Annotated in this window: 22 protein-coding genes; 17 read left to right on the top strand and 5 right to left on the bottom strand. The window is 67.0% G+C overall.

Translation table 11 applies throughout. The annotated features are described in order from the left end of the window. Positions 1 to 113 precede the first annotated feature (113 nt). From IEY70_RS05990 to efp, 4 genes are all read right to left on the bottom strand, one after another. Positions 114 to 653 (bottom strand): GGDEF domain-containing protein, encoded by a 540-nt coding sequence (locus tag IEY70_RS05990; protein WP_189064089.1) that lies wholly within the window; start codon positions 651 to 653, stop codon positions 114 to 116. 44 nt (positions 654 to 697) lie between these two features. Continuing rightward, complete coding sequence (gene accC, locus IEY70_RS05985) at positions 698 to 2,035, bottom strand: acetyl-CoA carboxylase biotin carboxylase subunit (RefSeq protein ID WP_189064088.1); 1,338 nt, start codon at positions 2,033 to 2,035, stop codon at positions 698 to 700. Positions 2,036 to 2,133: 98 nt separating this feature from the next. After that, complete coding sequence (accB, locus tag IEY70_RS05980) at positions 2,134 to 2,679, bottom strand: acetyl-CoA carboxylase biotin carboxyl carrier protein (protein ID WP_189064087.1); 546 nt, start codon at positions 2,677 to 2,679, stop codon at positions 2,134 to 2,136. Positions 2,680 to 2,857: 178 nt separating this feature from the next. Continuing rightward, positions 2,858 to 3,415, bottom strand: coding sequence for an elongation factor P (gene efp / locus IEY70_RS05975; protein WP_189064086.1), 558 nt, complete (start codon positions 3,413 to 3,415; stop codon positions 2,858 to 2,860). A gap of 226 nt (positions 3,416 to 3,641) precedes the next feature. On the opposite strand from efp, the gene IEY70_RS05970 reads away from it, so the two are divergent. The 7 genes from IEY70_RS05970 to IEY70_RS05940 all read left to right on the top strand — a co-directional run bounded on the left by IEY70_RS05970 (position 3,642) and on the right by IEY70_RS05940 (position 12,983). Further along, positions 3,642 to 4,313: a 50S ribosomal protein L25/general stress protein Ctc gene (locus IEY70_RS05970; RefSeq protein WP_189064085.1), complete on the top strand. Its 672-nt coding sequence runs from the start codon at positions 3,642 to 3,644 to the stop codon at positions 4,311 to 4,313. A 199-nt stretch (positions 4,314 to 4,512) separates the two neighbouring features. Next, positions 4,513 to 6,072, top strand: a complete 1,560-nt coding sequence (gene lysS, locus IEY70_RS05965) for a lysine--tRNA ligase (protein ID WP_189064084.1) — start codon at positions 4,513 to 4,515, stop codon at positions 6,070 to 6,072. A gap of 663 nt (positions 6,073 to 6,735) precedes the next feature. Next, positions 6,736 to 8,133, top strand: coding sequence for an ROK family transcriptional regulator (locus tag IEY70_RS05960; protein WP_189064083.1), 1,398 nt, complete (start codon positions 6,736 to 6,738; stop codon positions 8,131 to 8,133). Then, complete coding sequence (locus tag IEY70_RS05955; protein WP_189064082.1) at positions 8,130 to 9,365, top strand: ABC transporter substrate-binding protein; 1,236 nt, start codon at positions 8,130 to 8,132, stop codon at positions 9,363 to 9,365. The genes IEY70_RS05960 and IEY70_RS05955 overlap by 4 nt, the downstream gene beginning before the upstream one ends. 336 nt (positions 9,366 to 9,701) lie before the next feature. Beyond that, entirely contained in the window at positions 9,702 to 10,826 is a 1,125-nt protein-coding gene (locus IEY70_RS05950) for a carbohydrate ABC transporter permease (RefSeq protein ID WP_189064081.1), read from the top strand. Beyond that, positions 10,823 to 11,689 (top strand): carbohydrate ABC transporter permease, encoded by an 867-nt coding sequence (locus IEY70_RS05945; RefSeq protein ID WP_189064080.1) that lies wholly within the window; start codon positions 10,823 to 10,825, stop codon positions 11,687 to 11,689. Before IEY70_RS05950 ends, IEY70_RS05945 begins: the two co-directional genes overlap by 4 nt. A gap of 145 nt (positions 11,690 to 11,834) precedes the next feature. Then, a complete protein-coding gene (locus IEY70_RS05940) occupies positions 11,835 to 12,983 on the top strand; it encodes an ATP-binding protein (protein ID WP_189064079.1) in 1,149 nt (382 codons plus the stop codon). A gap of 121 nt (positions 12,984 to 13,104) precedes the next feature. Here IEY70_RS05940 and IEY70_RS05935 read toward each other — a convergent pair whose 3' ends face one another. Beyond that, positions 13,105 to 13,611, bottom strand: a complete 507-nt coding sequence (locus IEY70_RS05935) for a hypothetical protein (protein ID WP_189064078.1) — start codon at positions 13,609 to 13,611, stop codon at positions 13,105 to 13,107. Positions 13,612 to 13,895: 284 nt separating this feature from the next. On the opposite strand from IEY70_RS05935, the gene IEY70_RS05930 reads away from it, so the two are divergent. The 10 genes from IEY70_RS05930 to nuoH all read left to right on the top strand — a co-directional run bounded on the left by IEY70_RS05930 (position 13,896) and on the right by nuoH (position 23,196). Continuing rightward, entirely contained in the window at positions 13,896 to 14,231 is a 336-nt protein-coding gene (locus IEY70_RS05930; protein WP_174367050.1) for an NADH-quinone oxidoreductase subunit A, read from the top strand. 97 nt (positions 14,232 to 14,328) lie between these two features. After that, entirely contained in the window at positions 14,329 to 14,865 is a 537-nt protein-coding gene (locus IEY70_RS05925) for a NuoB/complex I 20 kDa subunit family protein (RefSeq protein WP_055362413.1), read from the top strand. After that, positions 14,853 to 15,581 (top strand): NADH-quinone oxidoreductase subunit C, encoded by a 729-nt coding sequence (locus IEY70_RS21260; RefSeq protein ID WP_268243903.1) that lies wholly within the window; start codon positions 14,853 to 14,855, stop codon positions 15,579 to 15,581. Before IEY70_RS05925 ends, IEY70_RS21260 begins: the two co-directional genes overlap by 13 nt. 148 nt (positions 15,582 to 15,729) lie before the next feature. Then, the gene (nuoD, locus tag IEY70_RS05915) at positions 15,730 to 16,899 is read left to right on the top strand and encodes an NADH dehydrogenase (quinone) subunit D (RefSeq protein ID WP_189064141.1); all 1,170 of its coding nucleotides are present in this window, start codon (positions 15,730 to 15,732) and stop codon (positions 16,897 to 16,899) included. Beyond that, on the top strand, positions 16,896 to 17,354 hold the full coding sequence (locus IEY70_RS05910) for a hypothetical protein (RefSeq protein WP_189064077.1): 459 nt from the start codon (positions 16,896 to 16,898) through the stop codon (positions 17,352 to 17,354). Before nuoD ends, IEY70_RS05910 begins: the two co-directional genes overlap by 4 nt. Further along, complete coding sequence (nuoE, locus tag IEY70_RS05905) at positions 17,351 to 17,974, top strand: NADH-quinone oxidoreductase subunit NuoE (protein ID WP_189064076.1); 624 nt, start codon at positions 17,351 to 17,353, stop codon at positions 17,972 to 17,974. The genes IEY70_RS05910 and nuoE overlap by 4 nt, the downstream gene beginning before the upstream one ends. Continuing rightward, the gene (gene nuoF, locus IEY70_RS05900; protein WP_189064075.1) at positions 17,971 to 19,314 is read left to right on the top strand and encodes an NADH-quinone oxidoreductase subunit NuoF; all 1,344 of its coding nucleotides are present in this window, start codon (positions 17,971 to 17,973) and stop codon (positions 19,312 to 19,314) included. Before nuoE ends, nuoF begins: the two co-directional genes overlap by 4 nt. Further along, positions 19,311 to 19,856 carry a zinc metalloprotease gene (locus tag IEY70_RS05895; protein WP_189064074.1) on the top strand — a complete coding sequence of 182 codons (546 nt, stop codon included), beginning with the start codon at positions 19,311 to 19,313 and terminating at the stop codon, positions 19,854 to 19,856. Before nuoF ends, IEY70_RS05895 begins: the two co-directional genes overlap by 4 nt. Continuing rightward, on the top strand, positions 19,853 to 22,033 hold the full coding sequence (gene nuoG, locus IEY70_RS05890) for an NADH-quinone oxidoreductase subunit NuoG (protein WP_189064073.1): 2,181 nt from the start codon (positions 19,853 to 19,855) through the stop codon (positions 22,031 to 22,033). Before IEY70_RS05895 ends, nuoG begins: the two co-directional genes overlap by 4 nt. Further along, on the top strand, positions 22,033 to 23,196 hold the full coding sequence (gene nuoH, locus IEY70_RS05885) for an NADH-quinone oxidoreductase subunit NuoH (protein WP_189064072.1): 1,164 nt from the start codon (positions 22,033 to 22,035) through the stop codon (positions 23,194 to 23,196). Before nuoG ends, nuoH begins: the two co-directional genes overlap by 1 nt.

Raw genomic sequence — 23,196 nt, 5'->3', positions numbered from 1 at the left:
GCAATCTGGTGAAGTTCCGGATTGTCAGCGAAACAAACGGAATCCGTATCACTTGTTCCCCTGCGTGCTACAAGATCAGATAGATCGGTCTGTTGGAAAAATTTTAATGCGCATCAACCCTGTATTCCCAGTTCAAGTACAGAGCGATTGCGTCCTCCTGACTTCGTTACGGCCATCAGGCTCCGCAGGCGTGCCAGCAGAATGTCGGGTTCGTCTGAAGAGAGTGCCTGTGCTGTGACCACAGTCATGGTGATGCCTGGGCCAACCGATTCAATAGCCGTGCGGATAGCTTCTGCTCGATGCCGGACATCAGCCACCGGCAGAGGAGGCCATACAATGACGATCTCATCGCCTCCCACGCGATAGATCTGCGAATAGGGTCCGAGCATGCAGGCGTGAAGTGAAGCAATGGAAGCGACGAGTCGGACTGCCTGATCCCCCATGGGCAACCCATAGACGTCATCAAACCTCTTCAAGTGATCAATGTTCATGAGCGAGATCAGCTGAGTCTCGTTGCCATCGTGTTGAATGCCGAACTGTCGTGCCCAGCTGCGTCGGTTGAGGAGTCCAGTGGATATGTCATGCGTTTCCTCGAATCTACTCGCTGGCGTGCGTGGCTTGAACGGGTATCTCGATATGCGAAAGCGGCGCATCACGTTCCAGTGTATGCGCCGCTTTTGATGATCAGTGGAGGGGTTTACATCTCCATCCGGGTTTTCAGGAAGTTGGTCATGACAGCCCCGCGTTTGTAGAACGGGTTGTCCATGATTTTCACGTACAGCGGAATGGTGGTTTTGGGTCCCTGGATGACGGTTTCTTCTAGGGCGCGTTTCATGCGGGCAATGGCCTGCTCGCGGGTGTCGTGGTGGACGATCAGTTTGCCGATCAGGCTGTCGTAGTGGGGGGGGATCACGTAGCCGGTGTAGCAGTGGCTGTCCACGCGCACGCCGGGGCCGCCGGCGAAGTGCACGTCGTCGATCTTCCCGGCGGCCGGGCGGAAGTCCTTGTCGGGGTCTTCGGCGTTCAGGCGGCACTCGATGGCGTGTCCGCGCAGCACCACGTCGTCCTGCTGGATGTTCAGGCCGTGGCCGGACGCGATTTCCAGTTGCAGTTTCACGAAGTCCAGGCCCGAGATTTCCTCGGAGACGCAGTGTTCCACCTGGATGCGGGTGTTCATCTCCATGAAGTAGTAGTTCCCGTCGCGGTCCACGATGAATTCCAGCGTGCCGGCCCCGGCGTAGTTGACGTGCTTGGCGAGGCGCACGCCCGCCGCGAGGATTTCCTGGCGCAGTGTGTCCGGGAGGGTGCTGGGCGCCTCCTCGATGAGTTTCTGGTTGCGCCGCTGGATGGAGCAGTCGCGTTCGCCGATGTGGATCACGTGGCCGTTGCCGTCGCCCATGACCTGCACCTCGACGTGCCGGAATTCCTCCAGGAATTTTTCCATGATGATCGCCGGATCACCGAAGTACAGCCGCGCTTCTTCCTGCGCCTGCGCGAAGCCCTTGGCGAGTTCGTCCTGCGTGCGGATGACCTTCTGGCCGCGTCCGCCGCCGCCCGCGCTGGCTTTCAGCAGCACCGGGTACCCGATCTGTTTGGCGGCCAGTAGCGCGTCGTCCACGGTGTCCAGCACGCCGGTGCCCGGCACGACCGGGACGTTGCTCATGGCGGCGATCTCGCGCCCACCGGCTTTACTGCCCAGGGCGCGCATGCTTTCGGGCGTCGGCCCGATGAACACGATGCCGTGCTCGCGGCACATCTCGGCGAAGTCCGGGTTCTCGGCCATGAAGCCGTAGCCGGGGTGAATGCCTTCCGCGCCGGTCATCAGGGCGGCCGACAGGATGTTCTGGATGTTCAGGTACGACTGGTTGCTGGCGGGCGGGCCGACGCACACGCTCTCGTCGGCCAGCAGGACCGGCAGGCTCTTCTCGTCGGCGGTGGAGTACACCACGACGGTTTTCACGCCCAGTTCTCGCGCGGTGCGGATCACGCGCAGGGCAATCTCGCCGCGGTTGGCGATCAGGATTTTCTTGAACATGAACTTCGCTCCTTGCCGATGGCAGAAGGCTCAGGGCCGGATGGCGAGAGCGCAGGCGGGGAGTGGCCTTCTGCCTTCTTCTATCGGCCTTCTGCCTCTTATTCGATGATGAACAGCGTCTGGCCGTACTCGACGGGTTCGGCGTTCTTCACGAGGATCTCGCGGATGGTGCCGCCCTGCTCGGCTTCGATCTCGTTCATGAGTTTCATCGCCTCGATGATGCACAGCACCTGCCCGGCCGCGACGGTGTCGCCGACCTTCACATAGGGGGCGGCGTCGGGGCTGCTGGACGCGTAGAAGGTCCCGACGATGGGTGCCTTGACGGGCGTGCCCTTGCTGGCGGGTTTCTCGGCGGGCACCTCGGCGGGCGCGGGGGCCGGGGTGGGCGCGGCCTGTGCGGGCGCGGGAGCGCTGTCCTGCGGCTGGGGCGCGGGCGCGGCGGGTGCGGGCATGGGTGCGAATGCGGGTGCGTTCGCAGGCATGGGCGCCGCGAGCGGTGCGGGGGTGGGCTGCTGCGCGGGCGCGGCGAAGGCCTGCGGGCCGCGTTTGAGGCTCAGGTCGAAGCTGCCGGTGCGCAGGCTGAATTCGCGCACGTCGGCGTACGTGAGGGCATCGAGAATCTGTTTCAGGTCGTTCGGGTTCATGGCCCCTCCTTGAAGGTCTGTGTGGTGCAGGTTGGTGCTGCCCCCAATCATGCCCCGTGCGGGGGGGGGAGGGGGTGTCACCCGCTGCCTAACGCTCGTTTGACTGGACTGAGTCTAAAGCAAAGTGAAGTGCCGCCCACCGGATCACCGGAGTGGGCGGCACTTCAGGCACGAACGTTCAGGCGCGGCTGAGGTAAGCGCCGGTGCGGGTATCGACCTTCACCAGGGTGTCCTGCTCCACGAACAGCGGCACCTGCACGGTCGCGCCGGTCTCCAGCTTGGCGGGCTTCGTGCCGCCCGAGGCGGTGTCGCCGCGCAGGCCGGGGTCGGTCTCCACGATCTTCAGGATCACCTGGTTGGGCAGCGTGATGCTCAGGGCCTTCTCGCCGTACATGGCGACCTCGACCTCGGTGTTCTCCTTCATGAACTTCGCGGCGTCACCGACCAGCGTGGGCGACAGCGGCACCTGCTCGAAGGTGTCCATGTCCATGAACATGAAGTCGTCGCCGTCCTTGTACAGGTACTGCATGGTCTTGCCTTCCACGTAGATGTCCTGCAGTTTCTCGCCGCTGTTGAAGGTGCGGTCCACGATCGCGCCGGACTCCATGTTGCGGAACTTCGTGACGACCTTCGCGCCGCCGCGGCCCATCTTCAGGTGCGAGTAGTCCAGGCACTCCCAGAGGCCGCCGTCCATTTCCACTTTGGTGCCGTTGCGCAGTTCAGTAACGCTGATCATGTCATTCTCCTTTTTTTCCCGCCGGGGCCGCCTCCGCACCCCCCTGCCGGGCAGGGGAACGCGGGGCGCCGCGCGGCAACGCATAGGAGTCTAGCAGACCCCCCCGCAGCCCTTCCACCGGAGCGGGCGCGTTTGCTATGCTGTCACGGTTGCACGTCCGCCCCCGCCCCCGGACCCCCGGCGCGCGGCGAGAGCGAGGCGGCGAAGAACGCCAAGGAGAGAGCACATGGAACTGAACGCCAAACCCCGCAAGAGCCAGGAAAAACTGGCCGAAGGCATGATCCCCGCCGTCGCCTACAACAAGGAGAACAACGTCTCCTTCGCCATCGACAAGAAGGCCTTCGACCGCGCCTTCCGCACCCAGAGCACCACCGGCCTGTTCGACATCACCGTCGAGGGCGGCCAGACCTTCCCCGCGCTGGTCAAGGCCGTGCAGATGGACAAGCGCAAGCGCGCCCCCATCCACGTGGACTTCTACATGGTCACCTACGGTGAGCCTGTCGAGGTCAGCGTGCCCGTGCACACCACCGGCAAGAGCCAGGGCGTCGTCATGGGCGGCCTGCTCGACATCGTCGTGCACAACCTGGCCATCGTGGCCCCCGGCCCCCGCCGCATCCCCCAGGAACTGGTCGTCGACGTGACCAAACTCGTCATCGGCGATCACGTCACCGCCGGTCAGATCAAACTGCCCGAAGGCTGCAAACTGGCCGGTGACGCCGAGCAGGTCGTCATCAGCGTGCTGCCCCCCCGTCTCAGCGACGGCGAAGCGGCCGCCGAGCAGGAAGCCGCCCAGGTGGCCGGTCTGGTCGCCGCTGGCGAGATCACCGAGAGCGAAGCCGCCGCCGTCCTCGACGGCGAGGTCAGCCTCGACGACGTCAAGCCCAGCACCGAAGAGTAATCCCGCACCGGGGTGCGGTCCCCGTGACCGCTCCCTCCGTGACCCCCATCCCAGCGTGGACGGGGGTCACGTTCCGTTTACCGGGATGCGGTGACCGGGCTGCGGTGACCGGCACGCGCTGCTACTGGGCCGCGCTGCTACCGGTGTGCGGGGCGGCGTGTCCTGCGCGCCTTGCGGGCCTGACCGTATACTTGCGCTTATGTCTGAAGGTTCTGCCCCCACCAACCGCCCCGAGGGTCTGCACGAGCAGACCGTCAGCCGCCTGAACAACCTGGACGCCCAGGTCGCGGCTGGTTTCGAGGCGCACCCCTACACGTACCCGCGCACCCACCACGCCCGCGACGTGCTGGCCGCGCACCCGGCCGACACGCACGGCGAGGACGGCGCGCCGAAGTGGGAGGCCGGGCAGGAGTGGCCTGAAACGCAGTACGCGCTGGCCGGGCGCGTGACCCTGATGCGCCACATGGGCAAGGCGGCCTTCGCGGACCTCAGCGACGAGCACGGCAAGATCCAGCTGCACTTCTCCAAGCAGGACACCGAGAACTTCGACCCGACGAAGAAGATCGACCTGGGCGACATCATCGGCGTGCGCGGCTTCCCGTTCGTCACGAAGACCGGTCAGCTGACGCTGCGCGTGACGTCCTGGCAACCGCTGGTCAAGAGCCTGCATCCGCTGCCCAGCAAGTTCCACGGCCTGCAGGACGAGGAACTGCGTGCCCGGCGCCGCTACGTGGACCTGATGATCAACCCGGAGAGCCGCGAGGTGTACCGCACGCGCTCGCGGATGCTGCGCTTCATCCGCACCTTCCTCGACAGCCGCGACTTCATGGAGGTCGAGGGCCCCACGTTGCAGGTCGTTCCCGGTGGGACCGAGGCCAAGCCGTTCAAGACCTTCCACAACGCGCTGGGTCACGAGTTCAGCATGCGCATCAGCCTGGAGCTGTACCTCAAGCGGCTGCTGGTGGGCGGTTTCGAGCGGGTGTACGAGATCGGCCGCAACTACCGCAACGAGGGCATCGACCGCACGCACAACCCGGAATTCACCATGCTCGAAGCGTACTTCGCGTACGGCGACTACAACGACATGATGGTGCTGGTGGAGACGCTGCTGCACGACCTGGTCGTGGAACTCAAGGGCGAGCCGAAACTGACGTACCAGGGCCGCGAACTGGACTTCTCGCTGCCTTTCGCGCGCCTGGACTTCGTGACGGCCCTGAAAGAGCAGGCGGGGCTGGACTTCGACCCGCTGGACCTCGTGAAGCTGCGCGAGTGGAGCGACGTGCACCACCCCGAGCACCGCAAGACCCCGGACTACAAGCTGCTGGACAAGCTGGGCGGCGAGTACGTCGAGCCGCTGCTGCAGAACCCGACCTTCCTGACGGACATGCCGCTGGCGATCAGTCCGCTGGTGAAGGTGCACCGTGACCGCGAGGGTCTGGCCGAACGTGCCGACCTGTACGTGGCGGGCTTCGAACTGGCGCCCATCTACTCCGAGCTGAACGACGCGCTGGACCAGCGGGCACGCTTTGAGGCGCAGACGGCCCGCCGGGACGCCGGGGACGACGAGGCGCACGAGCAGGACGAGGACTTCCTGCTGGCGCTGGAGTACGGCATGCCGCCCACCGCCGGGATGGGGATGGGCATGGACCGACTGGCGATGCTGATGACCGACCGGGATTCCATCCGGGACGTACTGCTGTTCCCGCTGCTGCGCCCCGAGGGCACGGGCGAGGCGGAAGGCGGGGCCGCGGAAGGCTGATACGGACTCGGATTGAATGGGCGGCACAGACCATTCGATCCGAGCGGATGCGAGTAGGAGCCGGGCGGGTTCCGATCTGTTAAGTACGTTGAAGCTAACATTGTGAGATTCCGGGAAAGCGCCGGAATCTCTCCATTCCCGCTTCAACGTACTTCTTCTGCTACGCGCTCCGCGCGGTTTATCTAAAAGATAAACGCAGTGTACTTAACGAGACAAACGGCAGTCCGTATGAGCCTGGCGGCGCTGTCCATCATGTCGGCGTAGGTGACCCGCCGGGTCAGGAGGGCCGTTCCCCGAATGGAGGTGTCAGGAGTTCCTGATGTCGCTGTTCGGGGAACGGCCCTGACGCGATGGGAGTGGTATGCCTGACCGGTCAGCGTGGGCTTCTGCCTGCTGGGGGCGCGTGCATGAACTGTGGGTGTGTGCAGCGGGGGAGAGGAGTCATACAGCCGCTTCTGTCTAGGCAGGTGGAATTGCTTCCATTAATTTGTTCGTTTGACAAACAAAATATTGAACGCGCAAGATGACTCCACACAAGTTCCCTTCTCAACCCGGCCCGGCCACTCCGTAACAGACGGAACGCCGCCGCCGAACCGGCCCCGGTCACCGACCGGACCAGGCTCCCCCCTGCCCAGGCGACCCCCACGCCCCGAGGTTCCCCGCATGCTCCGCACCGAACACCACACACCAGACACCCTGGACCTCGCGGCCATCCGCGCGCGGCACACGCTGCTGCTGCTGGAACTGCTGTGGGACGGGGACCTGGCACGCGTGGACATCTCGCGCGAACTGGGTCTGTCGCGCAGCGCCATCAGCTCCATCGTCACGGAACTGATCAGCGTCGGACTGGTGCAGGAAGTCGGCACGCGCGGCAGCGGCGGCGTCGGACGGCGCGCCACGCTGCTGAACCTCAACACCCGCGCCGCCGCGCTGCTCGCCATCGACCTGGGCGCCAGTCACGCCCGCGTGGACGTCCTGGACCTGCACTGCCAGTCGCTGGCCAGCCTGACCGTCCCGCACGACATCGTCAGCGGCCCCCAGGCCACCTACGACCTGCTGACCGACCTGAGCATCCAGGCCATGCGCGCCGCCGACATCAGCGCCGCGCAGATCGCGCTCGCCGGGATCGGCGTGCCCGGCCCGGTCGACCACGACACCGGGCACGTCGTCCTGCCCCCCAACATGCCCGGCTGGGACGGCGAGAACATCCGCGAGGCCCTCCAGGCCCGCCTGAACCTCGACGTGCTCGTCGACAACGACGCCAACCTGGGCGCCCTCGCCGAGGCCCGCTTCGGCGCGCACCGCGGCACCCAGGACCTGATCTACGTGAAGGCCGCCACCGGCATCGGCGCCGGCGTACTGCTCGGCGGCCGCCTGCACCGCGGCATGCGCGGCGGCGCCGGCGAGATCGGGCACATCAGCATCAACGAGCAGGGCCCTGTCGGCCGCAGCGGCAACCCCGGCAGCCTCGAAAGTTACGCCGCCGCGCAGGTGCTCGTCACGCTGGCCCGCAGCCTGCGCGCCACCGGCGCCCCCACCACGCTGCCCAATCCCATCAGCATGAACGACCTGCTCAGCCACGCGAACACCGACCCGCTGGCCCGCGCCGTGTGGGAAGAGGCCGGGCATCACCTGGGCGTGGCGATCAGCACCACCATGAACCTGTTCAACCCGGAAGCCGTGATCATCGGCGGCCGCCTCGCCCAGGCCGGAGACGTGCTGCTGGCCGCCATCCGCGCCAGTGCCCAGGGCCGCACCATGCGCATCAACGTGGACCGCACCCGCATCGAACTCGGCACGCTCGGCGTGGACGCCGGGGTGCTGGGCGCCGGGGCCATGATGCTCGACTCGCTGTTCACCCCGCGCGGCCTGCCGCACCTGTACGCCATCTCACGCCTGGCCCAGAGTGCCCGCACCGCAGGCCGCGACCCGGCCAGCCGCGCACCCCCGGCCGGACCGTCACCACCCCGCCCGGTCGACGCCCACCCGGCGCCGCTCCCGGCCACGCAGAGCTCACCCAACCACACGACCCGCACCGTTTCGCACGGAGGAACACCATGAAAAAAGCACTCCTGATCGCCGCCGCCCTCGCCGTCACCACCAGCGCCTCCGCCGCTGGCAAACTCGAAATCTTCTCCTGGTGGTCCGGCGATGAAGGCCCCGCCCTCGAAGCCCTGGTCAAGCTGTACAAGCAGAAGTACCCCTCGGTCGCCGTGGACAACGCCACCGTCTCCGGCGGCGCCGGCACGAACGCCAAGGCCGTCCTGAAGACCCGCATGCTGGGCGGCACGCCCCCCGACTCCTTCCAGGCGCACGCCGGTCAGGAACTCATCGGCACCTGGGTCGTCGCCGGGCGCATGGAAGACCTGAGCAGCCTGTTCAAGAGCGAAGGCTTCGACAAGGCCTTCCCCAAGGACCTGATCAAGCTGATCAGCACGAACGGCAAGATCTGGAGCGTGCCCGTGAACGTGCACCGCAGCAACGTCATGTGGTACAACCCCGCCAAACTGAAGGCCTGGGGCGTCACCGTGCCCAAGACCTGGCCCGAATTCCTGAAGACCTGCTCCACCCTGAAAGCCAAGGGCGTGGCCGCGCCGCTGGTCGTCGGTGAGAACTGGACCCAGCAACACCTCTGGGAGAGCGTCATGATCGGCACCCTGGGCGCGCAGGGCTGGGAGAACCTCTGGTCCGGCAAGATGAAGTTCACGGACCCCAAGGTCGTCGCGGGCTTCACCACCTTCGGCAAGGTCATGGACTGCGCCAACAAGGACGCTTCGGGCCTCAGCTGGCAGCAGGCCAGTGACCGCATCATCGACGGCACCAGCGCCTTCAACATCATGGGCGACTGGGCGGCCGGGTACTTCACGACCACCAAGAAACTCGCCCCGAACACCGGCTTCGGCTGGGCGCCCGCCCCCGGCACCACCAAGACCTTCGTGATGCTGGCCGACTCCTTCGGTCTGCCCAAGGGCGCCAAGAACCGCGCCGAGGCCATGAACTGGCTGAAAGTCCTGGGCAGCAAGGCCGGACAGGACGCCTTCAACCCCCTGAAAGGCTCGATCGCCGCGCGCACCGACAGCGACCTGAGCAAGTACAACACCTACAGCAAGAGCGCCGCCGCCGACTGGAAGAGCAACAAGATCGTCGGCAGCCTCGTGCACGGCGCCGTCGCGCCCGAAAGCTTCACCAGCGCCTTCGGGGCCGTGATCGACCAGTTCGTCGCCAGCAAGAACAGCGCCGGGGCCGCCGCCGCCGCGCAGCAGCTGGCCGTCCGCGCCGGCATCGGCAAGTAACCCGCCCGCCTGGGCCCCCACCGTGGGGTCCGGGCCGGATGCGGATCACACTTCCCCAGCTGTCCGGTTGTGGGTTGTGGGTTTCAGGTCACGCGGGCACACGCCCGCCGCCTGAGCCCGCAGCCCACACCCCTTGATACGTGCCGTGCCCGTGGACCAGCCCCCGAAACGGAAGCGCTTCAACGCAGCCGCCACACGGCCACCTGACCACGCAGACACCTGACCACACGGCCACCGCCCGCATGTCACGATCAGCCTGTCGCCCGCACCCCCGCACCACCGAGTTCACGGGCCGGTACGCCCAGACGCCGTTCCGGCCAGAAAGGAGGCCCGATTTTGAAAGGCCTGAGTAAAGATCGCCTGTGGTCCATTGCCGTCCTGGCCCCCAGCATCATATTGATCGCCGTGTTCGTGTACGGCTTCATTGCCCGCAGCGTGTACGTCAGCATGACCGACTGGGGCAACGACCCCGCGCAGGCACTGGCCCTGGACCCCATCATCCGCTGGGTGGGCCTCGCCAACTACCAGGAACTGTTCAGCGGGTTCCTGCAGGGCCGTTTCCGGCAGGAGATGATCAGCACCATCTTCTTCACGATCTTCTTCATCCTGGGCTGCCTGGGCCTGGGCCTGGGTCTGGCGCTGATCCTGGACCGCAACCCGAAAGGCGAGGGGCTGTGGCGCACCATCTTCCTGTTCCCCATGAGCCTGTCGTTCATCGTGACCGGCACCATCTGGCGCTGGATGCTGCAACCCCAGGGCGGCCTGAACCAGGCCCCCACGCTGTTCGGCGCTCAGCCGGGCACCTTCGGCTGGCTGAGCAGCAGTGACGCCATCCTGAAATTCGACTGGAACAAACTGCCGCTCCTGACCGCCAGCGTGGTCGGCATCGTCCTGATCGTCATGGCCGTGCGCGCTGCCCGCAGCGGCGACCGCACCCGCACGGTGGTCGCGGCCGTCTGCGCCGCCATCCTGATCGTCTGGGCGCTGCTGATCGGCCCGAACGTGAAGATGCTGCCCGCCCCGGAACTGCACGGCTTCAACCTCGCATTGATCGGCATCATCATCGCCGCCGTGTGGCAGATGAGCGGCTACACCATGGCCCTGTACCTCGCGGGCCTGCGCGGTATTCCGGAAGAACTCCGCGAGGCCGCGAAGGTAGACGGTGCCAACGACCTGGGCCTGTACCGGCACGTGATCTTCCCGCTGCTGGCACCCATCAGCCTGTCGGCGATGATCGTGCTGGGCCACATCAGCCTCAAGATCTTCGACCTGGTGTACGCCATGGCCGGCCCCGACAACGTCGCGACCAGCGTTCCGGCACTGAACATGTACCTCACCAGTTTCCGGCAGAACCAGTTCTCGCTGGGCGCCGCGATCGGCACCATCCTGCTGATCCTGGTGGCGTTCGTGATCGTTCCCTACCTCGCTTCCCAGTTCAAACAGGAGGATGGTCACGCATGACCAGCGCCCCCGCCAAGGCCGCCCCGGCCCCCACCACCCCCCGCAAACCCATCCAGCCCGGCCGGATTCTCATGTACGCCCTGCTGGTCGTGGCGGCACTGTTCTTCCTGATCCCGGTGTACCTGCTGTTCGCCACCGCCCTGAAAAGCCCGGACGCCATCAACCTCGCCACCACCTGGCACTGGCCGGCCGCGCTGAACTGGGCCAGTTTCAGTGAGGCGTGGGGCAAGATCGGCGGGAACATGCTCAACAGCCTGTTCCTGGCCGTGGTCGCCACGCTGCTGAGCGCCATGCTGGGCAGCCTGAACGGCTACGCCCTGAGCAAGTGGAAGTTCCGTGGGGCGAACACCCTGTTCGCGCTGATGCTGTTCGGGATGTTCATTCCGTACCAGGCAGTGCTGATCCCGCTGTTCCAGTTCATCAAGTCCATCGGCCTGTACGGCAGCATCTGGGGTCTGATCCTGGCGCACGTGGTGTACGGCATTCCGATCACCACGCTGATCTTCCGGAACTTCTACGCCGACGTGCCCGACGCGCTCGTCGAGGCCGCCACCATCGACGGCGCGGGCTTCTGGAGCATCTACCGCCTCGTGATCTTCCCGATCAGCATCCCCGGTTTCGTGGTCGTGATCATCTGGCAGTTCACGCAGGTCTGGAACGAGTTCCTGTTCGCCGCCACCCTGACCAACACGACCAGCCAGCCCGTCACGTACGCCCTGTCGCAACTGGCGGGCGGTCAGGCAGTCAGCTGGAACCTGCCGATGGCCGGCGCGATCCTGGCGGCGCTGCCCACCCTGCTGGTGTACATCCTGCTGGGCCGGTACTTCGTGCGCGGCCTGCTGGCCGGGTCCGTCAAGGGCTGAACCCCACTCCTCCCGTGTTCCCGCCGCGCCCCGGACCTTCACCGTCCGGGGCGCGGTCCTCATGGCCCCTCCGGCGGGGGGAAGGGTCCGTGTGAAGGTCTTCCCGACATGCCCGGCAGCGGCGGGGTACACTGCAAGGCACTTCATGACGACTCCCGAGACTCTCCATGTGTTTGTCGTCGCTGCTGATCCGGGCCGCGCGCTGCAACTGACGCCGCTGCTGCCCCGCGCGGTCGTCAAGCACATCCCGGACGCGGAAAGCCTGCTGCGCGAATCGCACGTCATCATTCCCGACGTGGCGCTGCTGTACACCAGCACGCCCGGCGTGCCCCTGCATCAGGTGCTGCCCATGCTGCGCCAGCGCGCCGAACTGAGCGGCACGCAGTGGCTGGGCGTGGGCACCCAGGGCCTGGGCGAACTGCTGGCCGCCGGAGCGGACGCCCTGATCAGCGACGCCACCCCGCCCGAGGCGATGGCCCTGCAGGTACGGACCATGCTGGCCCGCGCGCAGCAGCACCGCGAGGCCCTGACGCGCGTGGCGAGCCTGCAACGCCGCATGGACACCTGGGAGCACGAGGAACGCGTGCGCGACCAGCTGGTGCACATGCTGGTCCACGACCTGAAAAACCCCATCGCGGCCGTGATGGGCCTGATCGAGATTGTGCAGGACGACCCGCGCGTCCCCGAGGACAACCGCGAACTGCTGAAAGTCGCGCACGACGAGACGCAGCACCTGCTGCACCTCGCGGCGAACATGCTGGACGTCCGCAAGATCCAGGCCGGGAAGATGAACCTGAAACGCGAACTGATGTTCACGCCCATGTTCCGCGAGGTGATCGAACAGGCGCGCGGCGACGTGGGCAGCGGCCTGCGCGACCGGCACGTGCGCGTGGACATCGAGGCCGACATGAGCCCCGCCAGCGCCGACCCGGAAATCCTGCGCCGCGTCCTGGCGAACCTGATCAGCAACGCCCTGAAGCACACCACCACGGGCGGCGTGATCACCATCATGGCCAAAAGCATCCCGGAGGGCGTGCAGGTCATGGTCCGCGACGACGGCGAGGGCATCCCGGCCGACGACATCCCCAACCTGTTCGCGGCGTTCGAGCAGTCCCGCCTGACCCTGCACGGCCGCTTCGATACCGGCATGGGACTGGCGTTCTGCAAACTGGCGGTCGAGGAGCACGGCGGCACCATCCGCGTGGAATCCGAACGCGGCAAGGGCGCGTCGTTCATCTTCACGGTGCCGTCCGCGCAGGATAACGACGACGACGACTTTGTGGAACTGGTGTAGTACGGACTCCGACTGAATGGCTTATAAAGCCGCTGGGTCCGGGCGAAGTGAGTAGGAAAGAAAGGCCCCTCCGGACGTGAAGTTGTCAACCCGGCGCCCTTCCGGGTGGAGGGCGTCCGGGTCAGCCGATCGGCCAGATGGTGATGACGCTCTTGAACGAGCCGTCCTGCGGAATCAGGCTGCACCCGACGGCCCACTGGTCCACCAGGGTCAGGAAGCCGCCCTGATCGTCCTGCCGCGCTTCGTTCAGGCAGGTGTTCAACTGCGCCCGGCTGAAGGTGACGTCCAGCAGGTCGCGGGTCAGCAGGGAGAACGCGCGGGCCTGCACGTCGGTCAGGGGGTACGCGGCGGCCGTGAGGTGCATGTCGTACACGTACCCGTCCTGCATGCGGCGGATGGTCAGTTGCCCGAAGATCTTCTGGATCTCGTAGCGGTACGTGGTGAGCGTCACGGAGCGGTAGGTGGCGTCCGGACCGACCGTGACGGGCTGGGCGTGGCAGCCGAAGGTCTGGCAGAAGGGCCGGGTGGTGATGCGGTCCACGCGGTTCAGGAAGTCCGGAACGCGGACGGCGTGCGCGGTGCCCAGGGTCAGGGCGGCGAGGGTCAGCAGGAGGGTGGGTCTGGGCATGTCGTCACTGTGCCACTGTCTGTCGCGTCGGCGGGGCGCACATGCCGCCGGTGGTGCGGGTGTGGGTGCAGACGTGGGCCTGACAGGGGCGGGGTTGGCTGTTTGTGCCTGCGTGTCGTGTGAACCGTGATAAAACAGGGTGTACCAACAGTTCAGAAGTGCAGTTCGTTTCAGGATTTCTCTTTTTTTCCAGATCCTAGTGCCGTTTTTCACGAGCAGGTGGTGTGGAGGGCGGCGCAGACCCAGAAAGGAGACCGACCATCGAATACGCCAACTTCGTCATCATGCTGCTCGTCGCGCTCGGCATCGGCATCGTCGCCGTCCTCGCCAGCGCCCTCCTCGGCCCCAAGAAGGCCAGCCGCACCAAACTCATGGCCTACGAAAGCGGCAACGACCCCGAACGCGGCGGCGTCGGCACCGGCCAGCGCTTCCCCGTCCACTTCTACCTCGTGGCCATGCTGTTCATCATCTTCGACATCGAAACCGCCTTCTTCTACCCCCTGGCCGTCGCCTACCAGAAACTCATCCCCTTCGCCTTCTTCGAAGCCATCACCTTCGTCCTGCTGCTGCTCGTCGGGTACGTGTACGTGCTGAAAAAGAAGGTGCTGGAATGGGCCTGACACACGCGGAAAGCAGAAAGCAGATGGCTGATGGCCTGAAGACTGCGGGCTATCTGCCATCAGCCATCTGCCATTGGCCCCAACCGGAGGTCGTCCCATGCCACTGAAGGAACTGTTCGAGAAGGACTGGCAGGAGCTGGAGTCCGAGGGGATTCTGTTTTCCAGCCTGGAGAAGCTGGTCGCGTGGGGGCGCAGTAACAGTCTGTGGCCCGCGACGTTCGGGCTGGCGTGCTGCGCGATCGAGATGATGAGCAGCACCGACGGCCGCAACGACCTGGCGCGTTTCGGCAGCGAGGTATTCCGCGCCTCGCCCCGGCAGGCGGACGTGATGATCGTCGCCGGGCGCCTGAGCAAGAAGATGGCGCCGGTCATGCGCCGCGTGTACGACCAGATGCCCGACCCGAAATGGGTGATCAGCATGGGCGCCTGCGCCAGCAGCGGGGGCATGTTCAACAACTACGCGATCGTGCAGAACGTGGACAGCGTGGTCCCGGTGGACATCTTCGTGCCCGGCTGCCCCCCGCGCCCGGAGGCGCTGATCTACGCCGTGATGCAGTTGCAGAAGAAGGTGCGCGGCGAGGCCTTCGACCAGTTGGGCCATCAGCTGCCCATGGTGGACGCATGGACCCGCTGAAACCCGCAGACGCCAGACCGATGGGCCGCGAGGGCGTCGCGCAGTCCAGCACCAGCGCCGCGCCGGCCGTCACGCCCGCAGCCGCACCTGCACCCGCTCCGGCCGCGCCCAGCCGCAACGTGACGAGCCGCGACGTGACGGGCCTGATCGCCGAGCTGGGCCTGACCGAGGACCACGCCGCCGAACCCACTGCCCTGGTCACGCCCGGCGACCTGCTGCGCGCCGCGCAGGCCCTCAAGGACCACGGGTTCATGCTGATGGACACCGTCGGCATCGACTACAGCACGTACACCGAAGCCCGACCGAAACGCTTCGCGGTGCTGCACAACATCTACCACCCGCGCGACCACCGCAGGGTGTTCCTGCGCGTCTGGCTCGACGACGGCGAGGCGCTGCCCAGCCTGTACCCCATCTGGCGCGCCGCGAACTACCTGGAACGCGAGGTGTACGACCTGATGGGCGTGTCCTTCACCGGGCACCCCGACCTGCGCAAGGTCCTCACGCCCGACGACCTGGAGGGCCACCCGCTGCGCAAGGACTTCCCGCTGGGCGAGACACCCACCCTGTTCCGCGACGGCCGGTTCCTGGACCCCGCCGCCTTCCGCGCCGGACTGACCGGACAGAGCAGCGGCCTCACCGGGTACCGCGGCGAACTGCGCCGGGGCCGCGGCGAGGACCGCACCCCGCCCGTCATGCCGGAAGGAGGGCCGAAGTGATGTCGATGGTGGATAGACACCAGTTGATGGAACAGGCCCGCGAGGTCCTGGCGGTCTCCATCAACCGTCACCCTTCAACGATCACCCCCATCGGAGGTGCGCCGTGACCACCGCGCCCGAACGTCCCGGCACGCTGCCCGAGGGGCAGATGCACACGCAGATCATGAGCCTGAACGTCGGGCCGCAGCACCCCAGTACGCACGGCGTGCTGCGGCTGGTCGTGGACATGGACGGCGAGTACGTCGTGAAGGTCACCCCGCACATGGGGTACCTGCACACCGGCTTCGAGAAGACCTTCGAGAACCGCACGTACCAGCAGGGCGTCACGTATGCGCCCCGCACCGACTACCTGCACTCCTTCGGCCACGAACTCGCGTACGTCCTGAGCGTCGAGAAACTCCTCGGGGCGGACGTGCCCGAACGGGCCACCACCGTGCGCGTCATCCTGCACGAACTCGGGCGCATCCACAGCCACCTCGTGTTCGTCGGCACCGGCCTGCTCGACCTGGGCGCCCTGACGCCGTTCTTCTACGCCTTCCGCGAGAAGGAAGCCCTGCAGGACCTGTTCGAGGCCGTGTGCGGCTACCGCATGAACCAGGGGTACTTCCGCGTGGGCGGCCTCAGCCGCGACATTCCCGACGACTGGGCACCCCGCGTCGAGAAATTCCTGGATCAGATGGAACGCGGCGTCACCGAGTACACCACCCTGTTCGCGCAGAACCCCATCTTCCTCGACCGCGCCAGGGGGGTTGGCGTCATCCCGCCCGAGGTCGCCCTCGACCTGGGCCTCACCGGACCCAACCTGCGCGCCAGCGGCGTACCCCTCGACCACCGCAAGGACAACCCCTACTGCGGCTACGAAACCTACGACTTCAACGTCATCACCAGCCCCGACGGCGACAGTCTGGCGCGCTTCAACATGCGCCTCCTCGAATTCGGCGAGAGCATCAAGATCGTCCGCCAGGGCCTCAGGCGCCTCAAACCCGGCCCGGTCAAGGACCCCAACCGCAAGATCAGCCTCCCCCCCCGCCACGAACTCGAAACGAGCATGGAAGCGGTCATCCACCACTTCAAACTCGTCACGGAAGGCTTCCACCCACCGCTGGGCGAAGTGTACGTGCCCGTCGAGAGTGCGCGCGGCGAGGTCGGGTACTACATCGTCAGCGATGGCGGCAGCATGCCCTACCGCGTGAAGATCCGCGCCCCCAGCTTCGTGAACCTCCAGGCGCTGGAGTACGCCTGCGTCGGCGCGCAGTTCGCTGACCTCATCACGATCCTCGCCACCATTGACCCCGTGCTGGGCGACGTGGACCGGTGAGCGTGATCGCGATGAGTCCGGTGAATCCGTCGCACTGGAGCCGTGCGGTGGACGTGACCTTCGTGTTCGTTCCAGCCCTCGTCCTGCTGCCCTTCACGCTCCTGGGATCGCTGCTCGGCGGGGCGATCCTTACGCACCTGCCCATGCTGTCTGAGCGGAGTTCGGGCTGGCTGATGCTGCTGGCACCGTTGTACGTCCTGCTGGGCGTGGGCGGCTGGGTGGCACTGATCACGGCGGTGACCCGCCGCTGGCAGGGAACGCTCCGGGGGAATCTGTGGCTGCGTCTGGGTCTACTGGGTGGAGTCCTGGGTTCCCTGGTCATGATCGGAACGTTCGTGGAAGAGCTGGGTCGCGGCGCGCCCACGCTGCTGGAGCTTGCCTGGGGCACGGTGGTGACCGCGCCGGCGGTCATGTGTCTGGTGTATCTGTACCGAATTTCAGGAGGACGGTCTTGAGTTACTTCGCTGAGAAACAACCACTGGTGGCGGATATTTTCAGCCGTTACCCGGATTCGCCGCAGGGGCGGCGCAGCGCGCTGATGCCGCTGCTGCGCGAGGTGCAGGACGCCGAGGGGTTCGTGTCCGAAGCTCGCATGGCCGAGATCGCCGCGCTGTGCGGCACGACGGCGACCGAGGTGCGTTCGGTCATGAGCTTCTACTCGACGTACCACACGCTTCCCACGGGCAAATACCACCTGCAGGTGTGCAGCACGCTGATGTGCGCGCTGGCCGGGTCGGACGAGTTGTGGGATCACCTCGTGGAGACGCTGGACGTGCAGCCGGGCGAGGTCAGCGCGGACGGGCGCTTCAGCGTGCAGAAGGTCGAGTGCCTGGGCTCGTGCGGGACCGCGCCGATGATGCAGATCAACGACGACGGGTACTACGAGAACGTGGGGCCGTCGAAGTGCGCGCGGATTCTGACGTCGCTGCGAAACGATCTGCAACCGCTGCCGGACAACCCGGTACCGGTGACGGTGGGCGCGGACGGGCGGCAGGTGCTGGCGTCCGGGCAGGCGGTCGGGTCGAGCGTGACGGGCCTGCACCGCCTGCCGGAACAGGCCGGGGGTGAGGCATGACCGCCACCGCCCCCACGCCGCCCAAACCCATTACCAGCGCGAAGGACCCGCGTTTTGCGCCGACGCTGTACGCGCACGTCGGGCAGGAGGGCAGCTGGACGCTTCCTTACTACCGCCGGAACGGCGGGTACGAGCCGGTGAAACGCGCCTTCGCGATGGGGCCGGACGCCGTGATCGAGGAAGTGAAGAAGTCCGGCCTGCGCGGGCGCGGCGGCGCGGGCTTCGCGACCGGCCTGAAGTGGTCGTTCATGCCCCTGAAGGACGGCAAACCGCACTACATCATCTGCAACGCGGACGAGTCCGAACCCGGCAGCTTCAAGGACCGCTACCTGCTCTCCGAGGACCCGCACCAGCTGATCGAGGGCATGATCATCGCCGCGTACGCCATGCGCGCCAGTGTGGGCTACATCTACATTCGCGGGGAGTACGTGCACGCCGCCGAACGCGTCTGGGCCGCGATTCACGAGGCCCGCGAGGCCGGACTGCTCGGGCAGAACATCCTGGGCAGCGGCTTCGACTTCCAGCTGTTCGTGCACCGGGGCGCCGGGGCGTACATCTGCGGCGAGGAAACCGCACTCATGAACTCGCTGGAGGGCCTGCGCGCCAACCCGCGCCTCAAGCCCCCGTTCCCGGCGGCGGCGGGCCTGTACGGCCTGCCGACCACCATCAACAACGTGGAAACCTTCTGCGCCGCCACGCAGATCCTCCGGTACGGCGCGGACTGGCACGCGGGCATGGGCACCGAGAAGAGCAAAGGAATGAAACTCTTCCAGATCTCCGGCCCCGTCGCGCGGCCCGGCGTGTACGAACTGCCGCTGGGCACCACCTTCCGCGAACTCATCTACGACTGGGCCGGCGGCCCCCTCGAAGAGATGAAGGCCATCATTCCCGGCGGGAGCAGCTGCCCCATGCTGCCCTGGACCGACGCGATCCTCGACACGCCCATGGACTACGAATCCGTCGCGGCTGCGGGCAGCATGCTCGGCACCGGGGGCGTGACCCTGATCCCGAAGGCGGACTGCATCGTGAACGCCACCTGGAACCTCGTGCGCTTCTACGGCCACGAATCCTGCGGCAAGTGCACCCCCTGCCGCGAGGGCATCAGCGGCTGGATGACCCGCATGTACCAGAAACTCGTCACCGGACGCGGCCAGCCCGGCGACGTGCAGCTCATCCTGGACATGAGCGACAACATCGGCGGCCGCAGCTTCTGCGCGCTGGCCGACGCCTGCCTCGGCCCGGTCCTGAGCAGCATCAAACACTTCCGCGAGGAATACGACGCGCTGGCTGGCACCCAGCAGCCCCTGTACCCCGCGCGCAAACGCTGGCGGGACGCGTGAGTGCCGTCCTGATCGCCGCGCAGGTTCTGGCGGGACTGGTGACGTTCGTGTGCCTGCACGAGCTGGGACACGTCCTGATGGCGCGGCGCTATGGGGACCGCTCGGCGCGGTTCACGCTGCTGGGCCGTCGGAACGGGGCGTGGATCGTGGCGACCACCCACACGACCCTGGCCGACACGGACTCCTGGCCGGGCGTGAAGGTCGCGCTGGCCGGGCCGCTGTTCACCCGCCTGCTGGCCGAGGGGCTGGGGCTGATGCTCGTTCTGGGCCTGACCCCGGCGGTCGCCCGGCCCTTCGTGCTGACGGTGTTCCTGCTGTCCCGCACGGACTTCTGGCTGTACACCCTGCGGGATTTCGCCGCCGGGTATCTCGCGCGCCGGTCCCTGCCGGGCCGGGACATCGCGGACGCCGTGCGGGGCGGGGCGGCGCTGGTCGGGCGCAGTCAGGGACAGCTGTTCGCGCTGCTGCTGGGCGTCTCGACGCTTGATCTGATCGTGGGCTGGCCGCGACTGGCCGCCACGTTGACTGGAGGTTCGCTGTGAAAGTCACTGTCGACGGCGTAGACATCGACCTGCCCGCCGGAACGTCCGCCATTGACGCGGTGTTCTCGTCGGGCGGGGACGTGCCGTACTTCTGCGCGCACAAGTATTTGAGTCCGGTGGGCGCGTGCCGGATGTGCCTCGTGGAGTCGGGCTCGCCCCGCAAGAACCCGGACGGGTCGTTCGTGATGGAAGGGGAGGGGGACGCGGCGACGCCGAAGATCTTCTGGTTCCCCAAACCCATGGCGTCCTGCACCATGCAGGCGACCGACGGCATGCACATCCGCACCGCCAAAACGAGTGAGGTCGTGGCGAAGGCGCAGGCGGGCATGATGGAGTTCACGCTCCTGAACCACCCGCTGGACTGCCCGACCTGCGACAAGGGGGGTGCGTGCGAGTTGCAGGACCGCGCGTTCGAGTACGGGTACGGCGCGAGCCGCTTCGGTTTCGACCGGCGGCACGCGGACAAGCACTACCCGCTGTCTGATTTCGTGATTCTGGATCAGGAGCGCTGCATTCACTGCAAGCGTTGCGTGCGGTACTTCGAGGAGGTGCCGGGCCAGGAGGTCCTGGACTTCATCGAGCGCGGCGGGCACACCTTCATCGACACGCAGGAGGGCGGGCTGCCCACGGGCTTCAGTGGGAACATCACGGACATCTGCCCGGTGGGGGCGCTGCTGGACAACGTGGCGCGCTTCCGGGGCCGCAACTGGGAGTACGACCACACGCCGACCACCTGCACGCTGTGCCCGGTCGGGTGCTCGATCACGGTGGACGCCCGGAACGGCCGCCTGGAACGCATCGTGGCGGGCGAGAACCGTGACGTGAACGAGGCGTGGATCTGCGACGCGGGCCGTTTCGGGCACGTGTTCGCCAGCGAGGAGCGTCTGACCACGCCCCTGATCCGTGACGAGGACGGGCAACTGGTTCCAGCCACCTGGGACGCCGCGATCGACGCCATGAAGCGCGGTTTCTCGGGCATGCGCACGGCCGACATCGCCCTGTACCTGGGCGCGGACAGCACCCTGGAGGAAGGCGCGGCGCTGGAGGCGCTGGCCGCCGCGACGGGTGCGCGCAGCGTGGATCACTCGCCCCGCTACGAGGTGAGCGTGACGGCGCCGCAGGCGACCCTGACGGACGTGGCGACCGCCGACGCCGTCGTGGTGATCGGCGCGGACCTGGGCGAGGAAGCGCCCGTGCTGGAACTGCGGATTCTGGAGATGCTGCGCGGCGGCCTGATCCCGCCCGAGTTCGCGCACGGCACGGCCATCGCGGACCTGCGCCTCGTGGAACGCCCCGCCCGGAGGCCAGAGCGGCTGGCCGTGATCGGGCAGGAGAGCCGCCTGTGGGCGCACGCCGGGCACCGCGTCAGCGCGAACGGCAGGGGCGCTCTGGCCCGCCTGACCCACCCGGACACCGATGAACTCCGGGCTGTCCTGGCCCTGCTGGAGGGCGCCGAGCGGCCCGTGATCATCCTGGGCGCGGACGTCCTGAACGGCGCGAGCGGATCGTTCAGCTCGAACCTGTCGGACCTCGCCGCCCGTACCGGCGCGAAGGTGATCGCCATTCCCGCCGCCGCGAACAGCCGGGGGCTGGGGGCGCTGAACCTCGTGCCGCGCGCGGGTGGGATGGGCATCGAGCGCCTGACCGAGGTGCCTGCCGCGTTCATCAGCCGCCTGGACCCCGGCGTGCGCGCCGCCGGGTTCACGGTCGTGCACGACACGCACCTGACCACCACCGCCCGACTGGCGGACGTGGTGCTGCCCGCCGTCACGAACTACGAGAAGCGCGGCACCGTCCAGAACCTGGAAGGTCGCCTGCTGCCCCTGAACCCCGCCGCGATCCAGAGCGGCGAGGCGGCCGACCTGATCCGCACCCTGACCGCCCTGGCCGAGGCGCTGGGCGTGAAAGCCCCCGCGCGTGGCCTGCGCGGCGCGCACGCGCTGCTGGCCGACCGGGTGGGCCTGAACCTGACCGACCTGCCCGCACGCGGCGCGCTGCACACCTTCCACCAGACCTACGCGGCCCCCGCCGCGCCGCACACGCCGCACCTGTGGACCGAGCGCATGCATGCCCGGCGCCTCACCTGGGTGGACCGCATCGAGGAACTCGTGCATGACGACTGGCAACTGCCCGTGACGCCCGCCGCGCCCCCCGCCCGCCCCGGAGGGGACGACTGATGCCCGACTGGCTCGCCACACTCCTGATCTCGCTGCTCAAGGCCGTGCTGGTCGTCCTGGGGCTGCTGACCACCTTCGCGTACATGACCCTGATCGAACGGCGCCTGCTGGGCCGCATGCAGCTGCGCCCCGGCCCGAACCGCGTCGGTCCCATGGGCCTGCTGCAACCCGCCGCGGACGCCATCAAGAGCATCTTCAAGGAGGACCTGACCGTCACGCTGGCCGACAAGCTGGTGTACACCCTGGCGCCCATCATCGCGATCGGCATGGCCCTGACCGCCTTCGGGGGCATTCCGGCCGGGCCCGCCGGGAGTCTGTTTGGCGAGAACCCCTGGGTGTACAACCTCGACACTGGCATCCTGGCGCTGCTGGCCCTGACCAGCATGGGCGTGTACGGCATCTTCCTGGGCGGCTGGGCTTCGGGCAGCAAGTACCCGATGCTGGGCGCGCTGCGGTCGAGCGCGCAGATGATCAGTTACGAACTCGGCATGGGCCTGAGCATCCTGGGCCTGCTGATGATCGTCGGCACCACCTCCTTCCACGGACTGGTCGCGTGGCAGGCGCAGAACGGCGTGATGCTGCTGTTCCAGTCGCTGGGATTCGCGCTCTTTCTCATCTCCTCGTTCGCGGAGGTCAACCGCACGCCGTTCGACCTGCCGGAAGCCGAGCAGGAGATCGTCGCCGGGTACCTCACGGAATACAGCGCGATCAAGTGGGCGCTGTTCCAGATGGCCGAGTACGTGAACATGATCACCGCGTCCGCCGTCATGGCCACCCTGTTCTTCGGCGGCTGGAAAGGCCCGCAGGTGCTCAACGCCCTGATCCCCGGAATTTCCGACTGGCCGCTGATCTGGCTGATCTTGAAGATCGCTTTCTTCCTGTTCCTGTTCATCTGGGTGCGCGCCACCCTGCCCCGGCTCCGCTACGACCAGCTGATGCGGTTCGGCTGGAAACTGCTGCTCCCGCTGGCCCTGGCGAACACCGTCATGACCGCCGCGTTCCTGGCGTTCCGGGGCGCGGGCGGCCTGTGGTTCCTGGGCGTCCTGAGCCTCGCCGGACTGCTGGCCCTGCTGATCATGAGCGACCGGGTGCGCGTCCTGTGGAACCAGCCCACCGTCCGCCCCCCCGAGGACCGCGACCTCGTCCGCGCCGGAGGCGACTGA

Origin of the sequence: Deinococcus seoulensis (genome assembly GCF_014648115.1) — a bacterium.
GTDB lineage: Bacteria > Deinococcota > Deinococci > Deinococcales > Deinococcaceae > Deinococcus > Deinococcus seoulensis.
This window is presented reverse-complemented; position numbering and strand designations above follow the sequence as displayed.

What these genes read in the sequence shown, in the direction of transcription:
- IEY70_RS05990 (WP_189064089.1), bottom strand. Translation starts at nt 653, where the DNA reads ATGCGCCGCTTTCGCATATCGAGATACCCGTTCAAGCCACGCACGCCA.
- accC (WP_189064088.1), bottom strand. Translation starts at nt 2,035, where the DNA reads ATGTTCAAGAAAATCCTGATCGCCAACCGCGGCGAGATTGCCCTGCGC.
- accB (WP_189064087.1), bottom strand. Translation starts at nt 2,679, where the DNA reads ATGAACCCGAACGACCTGAAACAGATTCTCGATGCCCTCACGTACGCC.
- efp (WP_189064086.1), bottom strand. Translation starts at nt 3,415, where the DNA reads ATGATCAGCGTTACTGAACTGCGCAACGGCACCAAAGTGGAAATGGAC.
- IEY70_RS05970 (WP_189064085.1), top strand. Translation starts at nt 3,642, where the DNA reads ATGGAACTGAACGCCAAACCCCGCAAGAGCCAGGAAAAACTGGCCGAA.
- lysS (WP_189064084.1), top strand. Translation starts at nt 4,513, where the DNA reads ATGTCTGAAGGTTCTGCCCCCACCAACCGCCCCGAGGGTCTGCACGAG.
- IEY70_RS05960 (WP_189064083.1), top strand. Translation starts at nt 6,736, where the DNA reads ATGCTCCGCACCGAACACCACACACCAGACACCCTGGACCTCGCGGCC.
- IEY70_RS05955 (WP_189064082.1), top strand. Translation starts at nt 8,130, where the DNA reads ATGAAAAAAGCACTCCTGATCGCCGCCGCCCTCGCCGTCACCACCAGC.
- IEY70_RS05945 (WP_189064080.1), top strand. Translation starts at nt 10,823, where the DNA reads ATGACCAGCGCCCCCGCCAAGGCCGCCCCGGCCCCCACCACCCCCCGC.
- IEY70_RS05940 (WP_189064079.1), top strand. Translation starts at nt 11,835, where the DNA reads ATGACGACTCCCGAGACTCTCCATGTGTTTGTCGTCGCTGCTGATCCG.
- IEY70_RS05935 (WP_189064078.1), bottom strand. Translation starts at nt 13,611, where the DNA reads ATGCCCAGACCCACCCTCCTGCTGACCCTCGCCGCCCTGACCCTGGGC.
- IEY70_RS05930 (WP_174367050.1), top strand. Translation starts at nt 13,896, where the DNA reads ATGCTGCTCGTCGCGCTCGGCATCGGCATCGTCGCCGTCCTCGCCAGC.
- IEY70_RS05925 (WP_055362413.1), top strand. Translation starts at nt 14,329, where the DNA reads ATGCCACTGAAGGAACTGTTCGAGAAGGACTGGCAGGAGCTGGAGTCC.
- IEY70_RS21260 (WP_268243903.1), top strand. Translation starts at nt 14,853, where the DNA reads ATGGACCCGCTGAAACCCGCAGACGCCAGACCGATGGGCCGCGAGGGC.
- nuoD (WP_189064141.1), top strand. Translation starts at nt 15,730, where the DNA reads ATGCACACGCAGATCATGAGCCTGAACGTCGGGCCGCAGCACCCCAGT.
- nuoF (WP_189064075.1), top strand. Translation starts at nt 17,971, where the DNA reads ATGACCGCCACCGCCCCCACGCCGCCCAAACCCATTACCAGCGCGAAG.
- nuoH (WP_189064072.1), top strand. Translation starts at nt 22,033, where the DNA reads ATGCCCGACTGGCTCGCCACACTCCTGATCTCGCTGCTCAAGGCCGTG.